The 18,224-nt window shown below is 53.8% G+C and carries 17 protein-coding genes and 1 pseudogene; 10 read left to right on the top strand and 8 right to left on the bottom strand.

Annotated features, from left to right (window positions below):
- Nucleotide 1 precedes the first annotated feature (1 nt).
- Together prc and htpX are read left to right on the top strand one after the other, a co-directional pair.
- A complete protein-coding gene (gene prc, locus HMPREF3178_RS27430) occupies nt 2–2,050 on the top strand; it encodes a carboxy terminal-processing peptidase (RefSeq protein ID WP_017145646.1) in 2,049 nt (682 codons plus the stop codon).
- A gap of 237 nt (nt 2,051–2,287) precedes the next feature.
- On the top strand, nt 2,288–3,169 hold the full coding sequence (gene htpX / locus HMPREF3178_RS27425; protein ID WP_004113743.1) for a protease HtpX: 882 nt from the start codon (nt 2,288–2,290) through the stop codon (nt 3,167–3,169).
- Between the two features lie 72 nt (nt 3,170–3,241).
- On the opposite strand, the gene HMPREF3178_RS27420 is transcribed toward htpX, so the two are convergent.
- The gene (locus HMPREF3178_RS27420; RefSeq protein WP_070585625.1) at nt 3,242–4,615 is read right to left on the bottom strand and encodes an MFS transporter; all 1,374 of its coding nucleotides are present in this window, start codon (nt 4,613–4,615) and stop codon (nt 3,242–3,244) included.
- Between the two features lie 177 nt (nt 4,616–4,792).
- On the opposite strand from HMPREF3178_RS27420, the gene kdgR reads away from it, so the two are divergent.
- Nucleotides 4,793–5,584 carry a DNA-binding transcriptional regulator KdgR gene (gene kdgR / locus HMPREF3178_RS27415; protein WP_004103314.1) on the top strand — a complete coding sequence of 264 codons (792 nt, stop codon included), beginning with the start codon at nt 4,793–4,795 and terminating at the stop codon, nt 5,582–5,584.
- A 45-nt stretch (nt 5,585–5,629) separates the two neighbouring features.
- Here the strand turns inward: kdgR and HMPREF3178_RS27410 are convergent, their stop codons facing one another.
- Nucleotides 5,630–5,869 (bottom strand): YobH family protein, encoded by a 240-nt coding sequence (locus HMPREF3178_RS27410; RefSeq protein WP_004103313.1) that lies wholly within the window; start codon nt 5,867–5,869, stop codon nt 5,630–5,632.
- 159 nt (nt 5,870–6,028) lie between these two features.
- Here HMPREF3178_RS27410 and mgrB point away from each other — a divergent pair, with 159 nt between their 5' ends.
- From mgrB to rlmA, 6 genes and pseudogenes are all read left to right on the top strand, one after another.
- Entirely contained in the window at nt 6,029–6,172 is a 144-nt protein-coding gene (gene mgrB, locus HMPREF3178_RS30575; RefSeq protein WP_041146201.1) for a PhoP/PhoQ regulatory lipoprotein MgrB, read from the top strand.
- Between the two features lie 74 nt (nt 6,173–6,246).
- On the top strand, nt 6,247–6,537 hold the full coding sequence (locus HMPREF3178_RS27405; RefSeq protein WP_004103312.1) for a YebO family protein: 291 nt from the start codon (nt 6,247–6,249) through the stop codon (nt 6,535–6,537).
- Nucleotides 6,538–7,149: 612 nt separating this feature from the next.
- Nucleotides 7,150–7,294, top strand: a pseudogene (locus tag HMPREF3178_RS30565) (DUF2627 domain-containing protein).
- A 12-nt stretch (nt 7,295–7,306) separates the two neighbouring features.
- Entirely contained in the window at nt 7,307–7,516 is a 210-nt protein-coding gene (gene cspE / locus HMPREF3178_RS27400) for a transcription antiterminator/RNA stability regulator CspE (RefSeq protein ID WP_001062678.1), read from the top strand.
- 190 nt (nt 7,517–7,706) lie between these two features.
- Nucleotides 7,707–9,452 carry a peptidoglycan glycosyltransferase FtsI gene (gene ftsI, locus HMPREF3178_RS27395; RefSeq protein ID WP_004103311.1) on the top strand — a complete coding sequence of 582 codons (1,746 nt, stop codon included), beginning with the start codon at nt 7,707–7,709 and terminating at the stop codon, nt 9,450–9,452.
- 60 nt (nt 9,453–9,512) lie between these two features.
- Nucleotides 9,513–10,313: a 23S rRNA (guanine(745)-N(1))-methyltransferase gene (gene rlmA / locus HMPREF3178_RS27390; RefSeq protein ID WP_004103310.1), complete on the top strand. Its 801-nt coding sequence runs from the start codon at nt 9,513–9,515 to the stop codon at nt 10,311–10,313.
- On the opposite strand, the gene mntP is transcribed toward rlmA, so the two are convergent.
- The 5 genes from mntP to manX all read right to left on the bottom strand — a co-directional run bounded on the left by mntP (nt 10,310) and on the right by manX (nt 14,506).
- Nucleotides 10,310–10,876 carry a manganese efflux pump MntP gene (mntP, locus tag HMPREF3178_RS27385; protein WP_004103309.1) on the bottom strand — a complete coding sequence of 189 codons (567 nt, stop codon included), beginning with the start codon at nt 10,874–10,876 and terminating at the stop codon, nt 10,310–10,312. The two genes, rlmA and mntP, sit on opposite strands and share 4 nt — an antisense overlap.
- Before the next feature lie 424 nt (nt 10,877–11,300).
- Nucleotides 11,301–11,759: a DUF986 family protein gene (locus tag HMPREF3178_RS27380; protein WP_004113738.1), complete on the bottom strand. Its 459-nt coding sequence runs from the start codon at nt 11,757–11,759 to the stop codon at nt 11,301–11,303.
- Nucleotides 11,760–11,812: 53 nt separating this feature from the next.
- Nucleotides 11,813–12,664 (bottom strand): PTS mannose transporter subunit IID, encoded by an 852-nt coding sequence (locus HMPREF3178_RS27375; protein WP_004103307.1) that lies wholly within the window; start codon nt 12,662–12,664, stop codon nt 11,813–11,815.
- Nucleotides 12,665–12,676: 12 nt separating this feature from the next.
- Complete coding sequence (manY, locus tag HMPREF3178_RS27370) at nt 12,677–13,477, bottom strand: PTS mannose transporter subunit IIC (protein ID WP_004103305.1); 801 nt, start codon at nt 13,475–13,477, stop codon at nt 12,677–12,679.
- A gap of 60 nt (nt 13,478–13,537) precedes the next feature.
- Nucleotides 13,538–14,506, bottom strand: a complete 969-nt coding sequence (gene manX / locus HMPREF3178_RS27365) for a PTS mannose transporter subunit IIAB (RefSeq protein ID WP_004103303.1) — start codon at nt 14,504–14,506, stop codon at nt 13,538–13,540.
- A 446-nt stretch (nt 14,507–14,952) separates the two neighbouring features.
- Here manX and yoaE point away from each other — a divergent pair, with 446 nt between their 5' ends.
- The gene (yoaE, locus tag HMPREF3178_RS27360; RefSeq protein ID WP_017145648.1) at nt 14,953–16,512 is read left to right on the top strand and encodes a CNNM family cation transport protein YoaE; all 1,560 of its coding nucleotides are present in this window, start codon (nt 14,953–14,955) and stop codon (nt 16,510–16,512) included.
- A gap of 38 nt (nt 16,513–16,550) precedes the next feature.
- Here the strand turns inward: yoaE and HMPREF3178_RS27355 are convergent, their stop codons facing one another.
- Complete coding sequence (locus tag HMPREF3178_RS27355) at nt 16,551–18,113, bottom strand: EAL domain-containing protein (protein WP_017145649.1); 1,563 nt, start codon at nt 18,111–18,113, stop codon at nt 16,551–16,553.
- Nucleotides 18,114–18,224 lie beyond the last annotated feature (111 nt).

Genomic DNA, 18,224 nt, shown 5'->3' with positions numbered 1-18,224 from the left:
CATGAACAAATTCTTTAAGCTCACCGCGTTGGCGGGCCTGCTGGTAATAGCAGGCCAGTCGTTCGCCGTGGACGATATAACCCGGGTCGATCAAATCCCCGTGCTGAAAGAAGAGCCGCAGCACGCGACGGTGAGCGAGCGCGTAACATCGCGCTTTACCCGCTCTCACTACCGCCAGTTCGATCTCGACAATGCCTTTTCGGCGAAAATTTTCGATCGCTACCTGAACCTGCTGGATTACAGCCATAACGTACTGTTAGCCAGCGACGTCAACCAGTTTGCCGCGAAAAAGAATCAAATCGGCGATGAACTGCGCAGTGGGAAGCTGGACGTATTTTACGACCTGTATAACCTGGCGCAGAAGCGTCGCTTTGAGCGCTATCAATATGCGCTGAAAGTGCTGGAACGGCCGATGGATTTTACCGGCCACGATAATTTCAACCTTGACCGTAGCAAGTCGCCCTGGCCGAAAGATGAAGCCGAGCTGAACGCGCTGTGGGATGCCAAGGTGAAGTTTGACCAGCTAAGCCTGAAGCTGGCTGGCAAAGATGATAAAGAGATTCGCGAAACCTTAACCCGCCGCTACAAGTTTGCTATCCGCCGTCTGGCGCAAACCAATAGCGAAGACGTTTTCTCACTGGCGATGACCGCTTTTGCGCGTGAAATCGACCCGCATACAAACTATCTCTCACCGCGCAACACCGAGCAGTTCAATACTGAAATGAGCCTGTCTCTGGAAGGTATCGGCGCGGTGCTGCAGATGGACGACGACTACACGGTGATCAATTCTCTGGTCGCGGGCGGTCCGGCGGCGAAGAGTAAAGCCATCAGCGTGGGCGATCGCATCGTTGGCGTCGGCCAGCCTGGTAAAGGCATGGTCGATGTGATCGGCTGGCGTCTTGATGATGTCGTCGCGCTGATTAAAGGTCCCAAGGGCAGCAAGGTTCGCCTGGAGATTCTCCCGGCGGGTAAAGGCGCGAAAACGCGTATTGTGACCCTCACGCGTGAACGCATTCGTCTGGAAGACCGTGCGGTTAAGATGTCAGTCAAAACCGTTGGCAAAGAAAAAGTTGGCGTGCTGGATATTCCTGGCTTCTATGTTGGCCTGACGGATGACGTTAAGGTTCAGCTGCAAAAGCTGGAGAAACAAAACGTTAGCAGTATCGTCATCGATCTGCGCAGCAACGGCGGCGGGGCGCTGACCGAAGCGGTTTCGCTTTCTGGCCTGTTTATCCCCTCCGGCCCGGTTGTCCAGGTTCGCGATAATAACGGTAAAGTCCGTGAAGACAGCGATACCGATGGCGTGGTGTACTACAAAGGTCCGCTGGTCGTCCTGGTCGATCGTTTCAGCGCCTCGGCTTCCGAAATTTTCGCCGCTGCGATGCAGGATTATGGCCGCGCGCTGATCGTCGGAGAGCCGACCTTCGGTAAAGGGACCGTCCAGCAGTATCGTTCGCTGAACCGTATCTACGATCAGATGCTGCGTCCTGACTGGCCGGCGCTGGGTTCCGTACAGTACACTATCCAGAAATTCTATCGCATCAACGGCGGTAGTACTCAGCGCAAGGGTGTAACGCCGGACATCATGATGCCGACCGGAACCGAAGAGCGTGAGACCGGCGAGCAGTATGAAGACAACGCGCTGCCGTGGGATAGCGTCAATGCGGCAACCTTCGTGAAATATGGCGATTTGACGCCGTTTGGACCGGAACTGCTGAAGCGTCACGATGCGCGTATTGCCAAAGATCCTGAGTTCCAGTACATCATGAAGGATATTGCTCGTTATAACGCGATGAAAGACAAACGCAACATCGTTTCCCTGAACTACGCGCAGCGTGAAAAGGAGAACGAAGAAGATGATGCGATTCGTCTGGCCCGCGTTAACGATCGCCTGAAACGTGAAGGTAAGCCGTTACTGAAAAAGCTGGAAGATCTGCCGAAGGATTACCAGGAGCCCGATCCGTATCTTGATGAAACGGTTCATATTGCGCTCGACCTGGCCCATGAGGAAAAGGATCGGCCAGCGATAGAGCCCCCGGCCAGTAAATAATCCCCCCAACGGGCACAATGATTTGTGCCCGTTTTCTTTCGCTTCTTTCCTAACGTTCATTGCCTGATTTCAACAAAATGTCAACGCTTTTGCCCAGCGTCAGCAATATGCTACAAAATGTAAAGTTGTGTCTTTCTCGTGACTTAGCGGGGGCTGATGGTTGAAAATTAGCGTTCTACCCATACCATGTGGGTAATCGCATAGTGCGTTTTGTTAAATCGAGGTAAAAAGAAAATTATGATGCGAATCGCGCTTTTCCTGCTGACCAACCTGGCAGTGATGGTGGTGTTCGGGCTGGTGCTAAGCCTGACGGGAATTCAGTCAAGCAGCATGACCGGGCTGCTGATCATGGCGCTGTTGTTTGGCTTCGGCGGTTCAATCGTTTCGCTGCTGATGTCGAAATGGATGGCGTTGAAATCGGTGGGTGGGGAAGTCATTGAGCAGCCGCGTAACGAAACCGAGCGCTGGTTGATGAATACCGTCGCGCAGCAGGCGCGCCAGGCGGGAATTGCCATGCCGCAGGTCGCGGTTTACCATGCGCCGGATATTAACGCCTTCGCGACCGGCGCGCGCCGCGATGCGTCGCTGGTTGCGGTCAGCACCGGGCTGTTGCAGAACATGAGCCGTGATGAAGCGGAAGCGGTTATCGCCCATGAGATTAGCCACATCGCTAACGGCGATATGGTCACCATGACGCTGATTCAGGGGGTGGTGAACACCTTCGTTATCTTTATCTCGCGCGTTATCGCGCAGATTGCGGCGGGCTTCCTCGGCGGCAACCGCGATGAAGGTGAAAGCAGCAACGGCAACCCGCTGATCTACTTTGCGGTTGCTACGGTGCTGGAGCTGGTGTTTGGTATTCTGGCCAGCATCATCACCATGTGGTTCTCCCGTTACCGCGAATTCCATGCGGACGCTGGCTCAGCGAAACTGGTGGGGCGTGAGAAAATGATCGCTGCGCTGCAGCGTCTGAAAACCAGCTATGAGCCGCAGGAGGCCAGCAGCATGATGGCATTCTGCATTAACGGTAAAGCGAAATCCATGAGCGAGCTGTTTATGACTCACCCGCCTCTGGATAAGCGCATTGAAGCCCTGCGCAGCGGCGAATATCTGAAGTAAACGCCGCTCCCGGCCCTGAAAACAAAAATCCGCAACCTTCGGGCTGCGGATTTTTTTATGTCGATTCTTTGCCTACAGCCTGGCGCGCGGCTGCGTGACGCGTAGCCCGCTGACGGCAGCGGCGACGACGGCTAGGATCCCGGCCAGCAGAAGTGCGGTATGAGTTCCGCTATTGCCCAGCAGGTTAAACAGCAGCGCCACCAGCGCGGCGCCTGTACTCTGGCCAAGCAGACGGGCGGTACCCAACATGCCGCTTGCTCCGCCGCTGCGGTGAGCCGGCGCTGAAGAGACGATCGTATGGTTGTTGGGTGACTGGAACAGGCCAAAGCCCGCGCCGCAGAGCGCCATTCGCCAGATAATATCCAGATCCGTGGGTGTGGAGGGGAGCATCGCCAGACCGAACAGGCCACAGGCCATTACCAGCAGACCAATCGCCCCCAGCAGACCGGCGTGAAATTTCTCTATCAAATAGCCTGCCAGCGGCGCCATTACCATGGTTGCCAGCGGCCACGGCGTCAGGAGCAGACCGGTTTCCACCTCGCTGCGTCCAAGCATCGACTGCAGGAAGAATGGTAGCGAAACCATGGCCAGCATCTGGGCGCAGAAGGAGCATATCGAGGTGCAGATGGACAGGGAAAAAATCGGAATGCGCAGCAGATCGACGGGTAGCAGGGGAACCGGCATTCTGAGCTGACGGCGGACAAAAAAGAATCCAACGACCAGCATCGCAATAACCTCCGCCAGCACCAGCTCGCCGGATTGGCCCTGAGCGAACCCGCCGAGAGCGGTAATTAATAAGCCGAAAGTGAGAGCATTCATGATGGCGCTGGGCAGATCGAAGCGGGTGACCTTGCTCCCGCCGACATTGGCGGGCAGGTAGCGCATCGCGAGAACCAGTGAGATAACGCCCAGCGGAACGTTAATGAGAAACAGCCATTGCCATGAAGCCATCGACAGGATAGCTGCGGCAATGGTCGGGCCCGCAGCGGATGAGACGGCGACAACAAAAGAGTTGATCCCCATTCCGCGGCCGAGAAAGCGGCGGGGATAAATCAGGCGAATCAGCGCGGTATTAACGCTCATTAGCGCCGCGCCGCCAAGACCCTGCGCAACGCGCGCCAGCGTCAACATTTCCAGGCTGTGGGAGAGCGCGCAGGCTAAAGAGGTGAAGGTGAATACGACCAGGCCGATTTTATAAATGCGCCCATAACCGACCATATCGCCGAGGAAAGAGAGCGGCAGAAGCGCAATAACAATGGCAATTTGATAGGCGTTTACTATCCAGATTGAGGATGCCGGTGACGCGTTTAAATCGCTGGCGATCGTCGGAAGCGCTACGTTGGCGATAGCGCCGTCCAGCACGGCCATCGTCAGGCCTAATACAATGGTCAGGATGGCGCCGTAACGCTGCGGTGCTGGCAGCCCATCGGGGAGGTTTTTATCCATATAAAGTGTATGTCTTATCGGGAACTATTAACTGGATAATGATTTTAGCATTGAATATTCAGCGGCATGTCGCAGATTTGTAACGAATGGGCAGAAGAACGATTGCGGGTAACGGGATGCGAATTTATAATAAAAACCGGTTCTAATTTTTATAAAACAGTTGCGATGAGGTGATAAATGGCAGTTGCAGATTTGGATAAACAGCCAGATTCTGTCTCTTCGGTATTGAAGGTTTTTGGCATCCTGCAGGCGCTTGGCGAAGAGCGTGAAATTGGCATTACCGAACTGTCCCAGCGCGTCATGATGTCAAAAAGCACCGTTTATCGCTTTTTGCAGACCATGAAATCGCTGGGGTACGTAGCGCAGGAAGGGGAATCTGAGAAGTATTCTTTAACCCTGAAACTCTTCGAACTCGGCGCGCGGGCTTTGCAGAACGTCGATCTGGTGCGCAGCGCCGACATTCAGATGCGCGAGCTATCACGCCTGACGAAAGAGACCGTCCACCTGGGCGCCCTGGATGAAGACAGCATTGTTTACATCCATAAAATCGACTCAATGTACAATTTGCGCATGTATTCGCGCATCGGACGCCGTAACCCGCTGTACAGCACCGCGATCGGTAAGGTGCTGCTGGCATGGCGCGATCGCGCGGAAGTTGAGCAGATTCTGGAAGGCGTTGAGTACAAACGCAGTACCGACCGGACCATCACCAGCACCGAAGAGCTGCTGGCGGTTCTGGATAAGGTCCGCGAGCAGGGCTACGGCGAAGATAACGAAGAACAGGAAGAAGGGCTGCGCTGCATCGGGGTGCCGGTTTTCGACCGCTTCGGCGTGGTTATCGCCGGCCTGAGTATCTCTTTCCCGACGCTACGTTTCTCCGAAGAGCGCCTGAACGAGTATGTTGCGATGCTGCACACGGCGGCGCGTAAAATTTCTGAGCAGATGGGCTACAACGATTATCCGTTCTGATTCACTATCCTATTCGGGCTACCGTTGCTGTAGCCCGAAACATGACTAGCCGTTATCCACTACCGTGACGCTTTTTCGCAGAACAGGGCAATCGGTAATGCCGATAATACCGCTGCTGGAGTGAACATATTGTGCGGTGCTGATGCCGCGAGCGGTGAGATATTTGCACTGCAATCCTAACCCACCGGCATTCTCACTGCTGCCTATTAACACGCCGTAGCCGCTTAATAATACGCCAATCCATAAGATAGCCAGCACCACAATGGTACGAATGATCAATCGCATTGTTGCCTCAATATTTGTATTATCCCTGCGTCTATTCTGTCATGCACACGAGTTGAAACAAGTCTATGATTCCTAAACTTGCCTTTCGTATTACAGTTAGCCGCGGTTTAAGATGGTCATGTTATCCTGGCGACATTTGATACTGATGCGGAGTGTGGAGTGAAAAAATTACGGTGGGTTTTGCTGATAGTCGTTATTGCAGGATGTTTACTGCTATGGACTCAGATGCTTAACGTAATGTGCGATCAGGATGTACAGTTCTTCAGCGGCATCTGCACTATCAATAAGTTTATTCCCTGGTAAGACATTTTTTATATGACTGATTTTCTTCTGCCGCGCGGGTGGTAGAATGAACGCCTTCTCTTTGAGGTGGTGAAATGAGTGAGTTACTAAATCCCGGGATTGTAAGCCTGGCATCCGTGGCGCTGTCTGTCGTGCTGTTGCTTGTCGGCCTGTTATTATGGTTTTTTGTTAATCGCGCCAGTTCGCGCGCAAATGAGCAGATCGCGCTACTGCAGGCGCTTCTGGATCAGCAAAAGCGGCAAAACGCGCTGCTGCGCCGTCTCTGCGAGGCCAATGAGCCTGAGAAGGAGAGTGCAGCAGAACCTTCCATAGCCGAGAAGGGGAAAGGCGACGACGACTTCATTCGTCTGGTCGCAGAGCGCTAATCTGATTGTCAGGCGTGCATCCTAGGGTGTGCGCCTGTATCTCACCCCGGTCTATAACTTATCCTTATCAATAAATCTTCTGCTGACGGTGATCCGGCGTGCCGGCAAGCGGACGCTGTGCGTTAATCGCGCCTCTTTAATTAGTTTGTTTAATTAATCAAATAAAAGGACAGAAACGGCCTGACTGTCATCAGGACTTCATTATTGCCGTGCAGTATAGACAATATTTTAAGTTATTCCATTTACGCGCTTCGATATTATGCAATGGTCCTGCAAAGCAATTTTTCAGCTATCGATATGAGCTTTTAAATGCATCTTTATGCAATACTTTTTGTTGCCCCCTAAAATTGGCAGTTTAGCTTTGAGCGGGGCGGGGTAGGCCGAAGTTGTTGAGGAATGGCGGATAAACTCTCTTTCCGGAGCCAGTCTCTACGGCACAGACGCGGGGCGGAAAGGATAAGGCAGAGGGAGCAAAGTCGCATAAATGTGCAGGTGATCAAATGATTCCCTTATAATTTGTGCGAGCGATCGAGACCCATCTAAAAATGGCTTGCCATTATTAACGTAGTATGTGATAACACGTTTCGGGTTAAACGAGGTACAGTTCTGTTTATGTGTGGCATTTTCAGTAAAGAAGTCCTGAGTAAACACGTTGTCGTTGAATACCGCTTCTCTGCCGAACCTTATATTAGTGCCTCATGCAGTTATGTGTCAGTTTTATCTATGTAAGTGCCCACGGGCGAAGAAAACAGTCTAAGGAATTTTGCAAATGGCAAAGATTAAAGGTCAAGTTAAGTGGTTCAACGAGTCTAAAGGTTTTGGCTTCATTACTCCGGCTGATGGCAGCAAAGATGTGTTCGTACACTTCTCCGCTATCCAGGGTAACGGCTTCAAAACTCTGGCTGAAGGCCAGAACGTTGAGTTCGAAATTCAGGACGGCCAGAAAGGTCCAGCTGCAGTTAACGTAACTGCTATCTGATTCAAGACCACTGAATCTTGTAAGAAAGCCTCGCGACCGCGGGGCTTTTTAGGTTTTATTGCAAATCATGTCAATTATCCTCCCGCCGTTGCGCTTTGTTGCAAAACAACATCCTTATTAGCACTGTTTAGCAATCTGTTTTGTATATATCTGTTAAATCAGGTGGTTGCAAAATAATGATGGAGCTAAGGTGCAAAAGAACAAACTTAAGTCAGCCGCCAACTTTACCCCTTTGCGGTTCGGGTTGCTATGCGTGGCCATTCTTTGCTGTATGGGGCTGCTGCTGGTCCGGGTAGGCTGGCTGCAAATTGTCTCTCCTGACAATTTGGTGAAACAAGAAGATATGCGCTCCTTGCGCGAAGAGCCTATCGACGTGCAGCGCGGCATGATTAGCGATCGCGAGGGCCGCCCGCTGGCGGTTAGCGTTCCGGTGAGCGCCATCTGGATCGATCCGCAAACAACGCTCGCAAAAGGCGGCGTCGGATATGGCCCGCGCTGGCAGGCCATGGCGCAAGCTTTACATCTCAACCTTAGCGAGCTGGCTCATCGCGTGCAGGCGCATCCTCACGCGCGCTTTCTCTATCTCGCGCGCCAGATAAATCCTGAGCAGGCAGAGTGGATCGACAAGCTGCGCCTGCCGGGTATCAATCTGCGCGATGAGTCGCGTCGCTTTTATCCCGCTGGACACGTTGCCGCTAACCTGCTGGGCTTTACCAACATCGATAATCAGGGGATCGAGGGAGTCGAGAAAAGCTTTAATGCTCAGCTGACCGGTCAACCCGGGCGTCGGCTGGTGCGCAAAGATCGTCACGGCAACGTCATCGAAAATATCACGGAAGTTCCGGCAGTCCCGGCCCATAATTTGCAGCTCAGTATCGACGAGCGTCTACAAACGGTGACCGAAGACGCGTTGGATAACGCCGTGCGCTGGAACAAAGCGGAGTCGGGGGCGGCGGTATTAATTAAAATTGATACCGGGGAAATTCTGTCGATGGCCAGCTACCCTGATTTCAACCCTAACAATCGCGATGATGCAAAGCTGGATGATTTCCGCAATCGCGCGATTAGCGATACTTTCGAGCCGGGGTCGACGGTTAAACCGCTGGTGCTGATGACTGCCCTCCAGCAAGGCATTGTTCAGCCGGATAGCGTGGTGGATACCCATCCGTTTATCCTCGACGGCCATCGCATTCGCGACGTGGGTTACTATCCAGAATTAACCCTCACCGGCATCCTGCAAAAATCCAGCGATACCGGCGTTTCACATCTGTCGCTGGCGATGCCCATTCAGCATCTCATCGATACCTATAAAGCGTTCGGTTTCGGCGATTCTACCGGCCTGGGATTAACCGGTGAAAGCGCCGGGCTGATGCCGCAGCGCCGCTATTGGGGACAGCTCGACCGGGCGACCTTCGCCTTCGGCTATGGTCTGATGGTCACGCCGCTGCAGCTGGCGCACGTATACGCTACCATCGGCAGCTACGGTATTGAACGTCCGCTATCGATCACGCGTATCGATCCGCCGGTCATGGGGACCCGAGTGATGCCGGAGCAGATAGTGCATGAAGTCGAGCATATGATGGAGAGCGTTGCCTTGCCGGGCGGCGGGGGGACCAAAGCGGCGGTGCGCGACTATCGGGTGGCGGTAAAAACCGGTACCGCCAAGAAAATCGGCCCTGACGGGAAATATATCGACAAATACGTTGCCTATACCGCAGGCGTCGCGCCGGCCAGCAATCCGAAATTCGCCCTGGTGGTGGTGATGAACGACCCCAGCAACGGTTCATATTACGGCGGAGCGGTGTCGGCACCGGTATTCAGTCAAATTATGGGCGATGTGCTGCGCCTGGAAAACGTCATGCCCGATGGAATGCCGGAGGGCTCGGAAAACCTGATCGTCATGCATCACGACGGCGTTCTGCCGCCTGCGCTGTAACGGTGGCCTGGAAGGGCGAATAGCGCTACACTTTCGCCCTTTCAGCACACCGGAGTTGCCATGTCTTACAGTTGCCCTCTTTGCCACGCGCCGCTTGCGCGCCGCGATAATAGCTTTATCTGCCCGCAGCGGCATCAGTTCGATCTGGCGAAGGAAGGGTACGTCAATTTGCTGCCGGTACAGTTTAAGCGCTCCCGCGATCCGGGCGACAGCGCCGAAATGATGCAGGCGCGGCGAGAGTTTCTCGATGCGGGTCATTACCAGCCGCTTCGTGAGGCGGTCAGCGCTTATCTGCACACCTTCGCGCCAACGGATTTACTGGATATAGGCTGTGGGGAAGGCTACTACACTCATGCCTTCGCCGCTATCGTCGGCCGCTGTTGGGGACTGGACGTGTCGAAATCGGCGATTCGCGCGGCGGCAAAGCGCTATCCGCAGGTCAGCTTTTGCGTCGCCTCCAGCCAGCGATTACCGTTTGAGGATGCAAGCCTGGATGCGATAGTGCGTATTTATGCCCCCTGTAACGCGCTTGAACTGGCGCGCGTTGTCCGTACCGGCGGCTGGGTCATCACCGCGACGCCGGGACCTCGTCACCTGATGGAACTAAAAGGGTTGATCTACGACGAAGTGCGTTTGCACGAGCAAAACACGGAAGCGCTTGAGGGTTTCACGCTACGTCATCAGCAGCAGCTGGCCTATCCGATGCGCCTCAAAGGCAGCGAGGCGGAAGCTTTACTGCAAATGACGCCGTTTGCGTGGCGGGCAAAACCGCCGGTTCGGGAAACGCTGCGCCAGCAGGCGCTATTCAGCTGCCAGACCGATTTCATGATTCACTGCTGGCAGCGCGACGCTGAGGGTTAGCCGGCAAAATGGCTCCAGAGTATTTGGGCGCCGATGCCGATCAGCACGATACCGCCGAGGATTTCCGCCCGTTTGCCGAGCAGCGGGCCGATAAAACGTCCTACCATAATGCCCAGCGTTGACATTATCAGCGTCGCGCAGCCGATAGCCAGCGCGGTGGCGATAATGTTGACCTGCAAAAACGCCAGGCCAACGCCGACGGCCATAGCGTCAAGGCTGGTGGCGAAAGCGGTGGTGACCAGCAGCCAGAAACCGTGACGGCGCGGAGCTTCACACTCCTCGCCATCGCCGCCGCGAACCCCTTCGATAACCATTCGGCCGCCGAGAAATACCAGCAATACAAAGGCTATCCAGTGGTTCCACTCGAGCACGAACTGGCTGGCGAGCATCCCCATTCCCCACCCGAACAGCGGAGTGAGCGTTTCGATAGCGCCAAAGATGAGACCGGTGCGCAGAGCTTCGGAAAATTTAGGTTTATGGAGAGTCGCGCCTTTACCAATAGAGGCCGCGAAGGCGTCCATGGACATGCCGAAGGCAAGAAGAATTGTAGCGGATACATTCATGAGAGCGTCCTGACCGGGGATAATCCATATGACACATCGCCGCCCCCAGTAAAAATACGCAGCCCATCCTGAAGATGAGGCGCCGCGTACAGCAGCGATGCGTCTATGGTCTCGCCTGGTTGAAGACGTTCTTCTTCAACCCGCACGTGCCACGTTTTGCAACGAGTATGTTGACACGTACATTTTCCGACAGGCAGAAAATTGGCTACTCCCCAACGACGGGCGCAACCTTAACATAATTTTAGAATATAAAACAATAACAGAATCGCGTTATTTTAATAACCAAATGATAACGATTTTCATTTGAATTTAGAGGTGAATGATTCGTTAATAAATATCGTTGAATTAAGCGGCTGAAATATAGCTATGGCTATGTTTCAGCCGCCGGGAAATGATTAAATATAGCGTAAGCTATATTGTTAACTCATTGAGTGGAAACGAGAAGTTTGTATATCTTTTCCAGGTCGTCGATATTTCGTACGCGGATCAGCAGGCGACGTTGTTCTAATTGCATCACCAGCACCCCGTCTTCTGATAAATTCATCTCTTTAATACGCTTATATTCAATCCAGATATTGGCGAAAAAAAAGCCCTGCTTTTTGAAGATGATTTTGGGCGAACGGATCCAGAAAAGATATAACCCCATTAAGGCCAGGGCAGATAATAACCAGGTGGTGATAAGTTCGCCATGATTAGCGATGTTGTTATAAATCAGAATGGCAATAAGACCGACGAAGATAATGCCATCGACGCGATTGCGGCGGAGCAGGGGGATTGCCAGCAAAACGGGGCCATTGCGGCGCGGCATGATGAACTGGTCGTAAACCGCAAACGCGAACAGTACAAGAATAAACAGGATTAACACCAGGTCCGTGATTGTCATCCATCCTCCAAATAAAAAAGCCGGGGGCAAGCCCCCGGCGCACAACGTATTGATTACTGGCCCAGCAGGCCGACTGCGTAGCCTGCAATACCGATGACGAAGAAGCCAACGATGATCCACAGGGCGTTAACTTTCTTACGCAGCAGCCACATACAGGCGAAGGTCAGTAGCAGCGGCACCAGTCCCGGCATCAGCTGGTCAAGGATAGTTTGCACGGTGGTCACGCGCGTCTGGCCATCCTGACCGGTGATGGTGGAGACCACCAGCGGAATGTTGACGTGCGTCCATTTGTTAACCAGCGCCCCCATGACAAACAGGCCGAGAATAGACGCCCCCTCGGTCAGTTTCTGCAGGAAGCCGCCGCCCATATCTTTAACGATGTCGATACCTTTACGGTAACCGTACGCTACGCCGTAATAACGGGTCAGCAGACGCACCGCGTTAAACAGGATAAAGAACAGCAGAGGCCCGAGCAGGCTGCCGCTCATCGCGATACCGGCGCCGAGTGCGGCGAATACCGGACGAACGGTACCCCAGAAGATTGGGTCGCCTACGCCAGCCAGCGGGCCCATCAGGCCAACTTTGATACCGTTAATAGCACCATCGTCAATCTCTGCGCCGTTAGCACGCTGCTCTTCCATAGCCAGCGTAACGCCAAGAACCGGCGCTGCAACGTACGGATGGGTGTTAAAGAACTCAAGGTGACGTTTAATCGCCTGTTTACGCGCATCGTTGTTCTCCGGATACAGGCGACGAATAGCCGGTACCATGGAGAAGCAGAAGCCCAGCGCCTGCATACGTTCGAAGTTCCATGAACCCTGGAACAGGTTAGAACGAATGAACACGCCACGAATATCACTCTGAGTCAGTTTTTTCTCGGTGGTATTTTTAGTCATATCAACCATTTCGCTCACCTGTTAGTCCAGTTCGTTGTCGAGATCGTTATTACCAGCAGCCTGCACAGGCGCACCCGCTACGCGGTTATATTTCGGGCTCAGCTGGATGTAGAGCACCGCCATCACGGTACCAATGACACCCAGAGCGACCAGGTTGAAATCGGTGAACGCGGCGGTAACAAAGCCCAGATAGAAGAACGGCATCAGGTAGCCTGCGCGCATCATGTTGATGACCATCGCATAACCGACAACCACGATCATGCCGCCCGCGATGTTCAGACCGCCGGTGACCACTTCTGGAATGGCGTTCAGCATGCCCTGCACTTCGCTGGTGCCCACGGAAATCGCCACGATAACCGCCGGAATAGCGATACGCATGGCCTGCAGGAACAGAGAGGAAACGTGTAGCCAGGATATGGCCGTCAGGTTTCCGTTCTCCGCGGCCTTATCCGCCGCGTGCTGGAAGGCAACGGTGATGGTACGAACGATAATGGTCAGAACCTGGCCTGCCGCAGCCAGCGGGATGGCCAGCGCGATACCGGCACCGATGCTTTGATGGCCGGCGATAACCAGAACGGTAGAGATAATAGATGCAAGGGCGGCATCCGGCGCAACGGCCGCACCGATGTTCATCCAGCCCAGGGCGATCATTTCCAGGGTACCACCGATAATAATACCGGTTTTCATATCCCCGAGAACGGCGCCAATCAGCGTACAGGCCACCAGAGGACGGTGGAACTGAAATTCATCAAGTACCGACTCCATACCCGCAATACACGCGACGATGAACACCAGCACAATCTGAAGAAAGGTAATCTCCATTGCACTTCTCCTGTTGATTAAGTCTTAAGTTGAAAATTGCGTTGCGATCTGCGGGGTGACTTATTTCACCTTGGCGATCAGATCCATCATTTTCAGTTTCTGGTCGGTGGAAACTTTGCGGGCTTCCAGTTCGATACCGCGGGCGTTCAGCTTTTTGAACGCTTCGATATCTTTTTCATCGACCGAAATGGCGTTGTTCACCTGCGTTTTGCCCTGACGGAAAGCCATACCGCCGATGTTGACGCTGGTGATTTTCACGCCGCCTTCAACCACGCGCTCAACGTCCGTTGGGTTAGTGAACAGCAGCATAATGCGCTCGCCTGCGTATTTGGGGTTGTTATAGACGCGGATCATTTTCGCGACGTCTACAACGTGGGCGGTAACGCCCGGAGGAGCAACCTGAGTCAGCAGCGTTTTACGTACCGTATCCGCCGCAACTTCGTCGCTAACGACGATAATGCGGGAAACGTTGGTTTCTTTAGTCCAGCGAGTGGCGACCTGACCGTGGATTAAACGGTCATCGATACGCGCAAGCCCGATAACCATGTAGTCGTTTGGACCCATTGGTTTCAGCGGCGCAGCCGCTTTCGGTGCAGCAGCCTGAACCGGAGCAGGGGCGGCCTTTTCCACCGGCTTCGCTTTCAGGGCCTTCACGCCTTCGCGACCGGTTTCCACCGCCAGGGCAACCAGCTCATCGAACGACGGGTTATCGTCGCGCGCCATCAGCGTTTCGACCAGCATCGGAATATTAACGCCCGCGATGACTTCATAATGTTCTTTATCGACGACAATGCGGCTGGCAGCGTTAAACGGGCTGCCTCCCCATGTATCGACGAGAAATAACACGCCTTTTGCTGTATCCAGCTTTGCCAACTGAGCGTTGTACTTCTCGATCAACGTTTCTGCGTTTTCGCCAGGAACGAAATCGATCCAGCCAACGTTTTCCTGTTCGCCCAGCAGCATTTCTGCCGTTTTTAACAGCTGTTCTGCAGCCCAACCATGTGTGCCTATTACAATAGCAATCGTCACTTGCTACCTCCTTTATAATCGTGAATGCATCATCTGTTGTGATACATCCTGAATCACTCTTGCGAACAAAATCGATTCAGTAAGGGTGTAAGATATAAAGTAATTACTACAGCGAATTATTTTAGACAGTGAAAAAATAATTAATGTGATGAAGCTCCGCTAATTTTGCATCGGTTGGTAATTATTTTGCAGCGCAAAAAATAGTCTTAGCTATTGCAAAGACAGGTAAATTTTTTCCAATATTGCTCTATATTTTGCTATGTTTACGTTCCGTTTAATCACTCAGGAGTATAGGGCATAGCCCGCTATATGGATCGTCACCGACGCCTTTTCACCTTCCGGCACTCGTCTGCCGCCATCACCTGCTACGTTTTTTCACCAGCAACAAGTGTCTCGTCTGTGCATGACACAGCGATGACTACGCCTGTCGTTAACTGGAGCTGCTCATGGAATTCTTAATGGATCCCTCTATTTGGGCCGGTTTGCTGACGCTTGTCGTCCTTGAAATCGTATTGGGTATCGACAACCTGGTATTTATCGCCATCCTTGCCGACAAGCTGCCGCCAAAGCAGCGGGATAAGGCGCGCCTGATCGGCCTTTCGCTGGCGCTGTTTATGCGCCTGGGTCTGCTGTCGGTCATTTCGTGGATGGTGACGCTCACTAAACCGCTTTTCAGCGTTGCCGATTTCTCGTTTTCCGGACGCGACCTGATCATGCTGCTCGGCGGGATATTCCTGCTGTTTAAGGCGACCACTGAACTTCATGAACGGCTGGAGAACCGCCAGCATGACTCCGGTCATGGTAAAGGTTATGCCAGCTTCTGGGTGGTCGTACTGCAAATCGTGGTACTGGACGCCGTGTTCTCGCTGGATGCCGTGATTACCGCGGTCGGGATGGTTAACCATCTGCCGGTGATGATGGCGGCGGTGGTGATTGCGATGGCGGTGATGCTGCTGGCCTCGAAGCCGTTGACTAATTTCGTCAACCAGCATCCGACAGTGGTGGTACTCTGCCTGAGCTTCCTGCTGATGATCGGTCTGAGCCTGGTCGCGGAAGGTTTTGGTTTCCATATACCGAAGGGCTACCTGTACGCCGCGATTGGCTTCTCGATTACCATCGAGTTCTTTAACCAGATTGCGCGTCGTAACTTTATTCGCCACCAGTCGACGCTGCCTCTGCGCGCGCGTACCGCCGATGCGATTCTGCGTCTGATGGGCGGCCGCAAACAGAGCGCTGCAGCACACGATAGTGATAACGCCTCGGTGGTGCCGGTACCGGAAGGTGCGTTTGCGGAAGAAGAACGCTATATGATTAACGGCGTGCTGACCCTGGCCCAGCGTTCGTTGCGCAGCATTATGACCCCGCGTGGGGAAATAAGCTGGGTGAACGCCGAGCAAAGTGAAGAAGAAATTCGCCGTCAGTTGCTCTCTTCGCCGCACAGCCTGTTCCCGGTATGTCGCGGCGAGCTGGATGAAATCATTGGTATCGTGCGCGCGAAAGAGATGCTGGTGGCGCTGGAAGCCGGTGAAAACGTTGCCGCACTGGCGTCGGCTTCGCCGGCGATCGTGGTCCCGGAAACCCTCGACCCGATTAACCTGCTGGGCGTCCTGCGCCGGGCTCGCGGTAGCTTTGTCATCGTCACCAACGAGTTTGGCGTGGTGCAGGGCCTGGTGACGCCGCTGGACGTACTGGAAGCGATTGCCGGTGAGTTCCCGGACGCCGACGAAACGCCGGAAATTATCATTGATGGCGACGGCTGGCTGGTGAAAGGTTCAACCGATGTGCATGCCTTGCAGCAGGCGGTAGGCGTCGACGATCTGGTCGATGAGGACGAAGATATTGCGACGGTTGCCGGGCTGGTCATTGCCGTCAACGGCCATATTCCCCGTCCTGGCGACGTGCTGGAACTGCTGCCCTTGCAGTTCACCATCGTGGAAGCCAACGACTATCGCGTCGATCTGGTACGCGTCGTCAAGCAGCGCCAGTATAACGACGAAGAAGAGTAACCTTTGTGCCCGTCGGTTTCATGCCGACGGGCTGTTTATTACCGCATTTCCCGACGCTTTTCCGCCGCCAGCCACTGCGGAAAGTCCTCTACCGGCATAGGTCGGGCATAATAATATCCCTGCAATAAATCGACGCCGTTGTCGCGCAGATAGGCTTCCTGCTCCTGGGTCTCGACGCCTTCCGCCACCATCACTATTTTCAGACGATGGGCGAGAGCGATGATCATGTCGGTCACCGTTGCGTTGACGCTATCGACACCAATCGCGCCGATGAAAGACTTATCAATTTTCAACACATCAGGACGCAGTTTTTCCAGCCAGGAAAGAGAGCTGTTGCCGGTGCCGAAATCGTCGATGGCCAGCTTTACTCCCTTAAAATGGAGATGTTCGGCCATATGGTGATCGCCATCCTGGAGCACGTCGCGTTCGGTGAGTTCAACCACCAGCTGCTGTACCGGATGGGCGCTAAACCAGTAGTGGTGCAGATCGCGCAGCAGTTCGCCATTCGCGAAATGGCGGGCGGCGACGTTAATGCTGATGTGAAACTGTTTATCCTGCGGAAAGAGGGCTAATTTATGGGCCGTCTGCGAAATAACGTAGCGGGTCAGGGGCAGTATCAGGTTATAACCTTCGGCGATGGGGATAAAGACATCCGGCGAAATAGCGCCTCTGCGCGGGTTATTCCAGCGCAGCAAAATCTCCACGCCGCAGCATTGCCGGGTGCGTAAGCCCTGCAGGGGCTGGCACCAAAGCGTGAACTCGTGGGCGGCGATTCCAAGGTTAATTTCCCGGGAAAAGCTCATTCTTCCCGCGGTCGCCAGCCACGCAATACCGGTCATCAACAGGCTGATTATCAGCGCCAGGGGCAATTCGCCCGGTAGCTCATTGAAGGCGACCGCTGAGGCGCCCGGCCCGCTGACGCTAATCGTGAAAGGAAATTCCGTCGAATGCTGGCGATAGATGATTTGCTCGCCTGGCAGCGCTTCGTGATCGACCAGCCCGGTGCCGCTAATAAAGCTTTTTTCACCGACGCTGAGGCCAATTCCGGTAATTAACGCCGATTTTGCATTGAAAATTAACTCGCCCAGCAGCTCGATATTAATCACCAGCAGCACGCCGTCGTCACCGCTAAGCGAAGCGGGATACCACTGGATGAGAACCGGCGTTCCCTTGAGCAACGAAGAGTCGTAGCTGAAAGTAAGCAGCGGGTGACTGGTCGGCAAGGCGGGCTGTAACTGGTGCACCGGAATATTTCGTTGACCAAAAATACTGGAGCAGTACAGCTGTTTCGACTGCACCAGGGCGATGGATCGCACCGTCTGTAGCGACGCCGCCAGCTTACGTAACGTGAGATGAATTTCCTGACAGGGCTGGTTTACCAGGTGCAGCAGGGGGGCGTGCTGTGCCGCCAGCGGCCGCAGGATATTATCCATGGCGGTCACCATTTTATTGGTGCTGATCTGGACGCGCTGCTGATTTAGGCTACGCTGCGAAATAAATCGTATTACTAACGTCGTCGTTAGCGTAAGTAGCGCGACCAGCAAGCAAACCAGAATGCGTTTCCTGCGATAGGTTGTGATAACTTTTTGTGCAGTCTGCATGCGCGACGCCCTGTCGGCTAAAAGTGTTAATGAGAGTAACAGCCGTTATAGAGCAAGTGTAGTGGGCGCAGATAATATCGAGAGGAAAAAGAAGAATGCGCCCGTGGGCGC

The organism is Klebsiella sp. HMSC09D12 (assembly GCF_001808475.1).
GTDB lineage: Bacteria > Pseudomonadota > Gammaproteobacteria > Enterobacterales > Enterobacteriaceae > Klebsiella > Klebsiella oxytoca.
The sequence above is the reverse complement of the archived record's forward strand: the minus strand, read 5'-3'. Positions and strand labels throughout refer to the sequence as shown.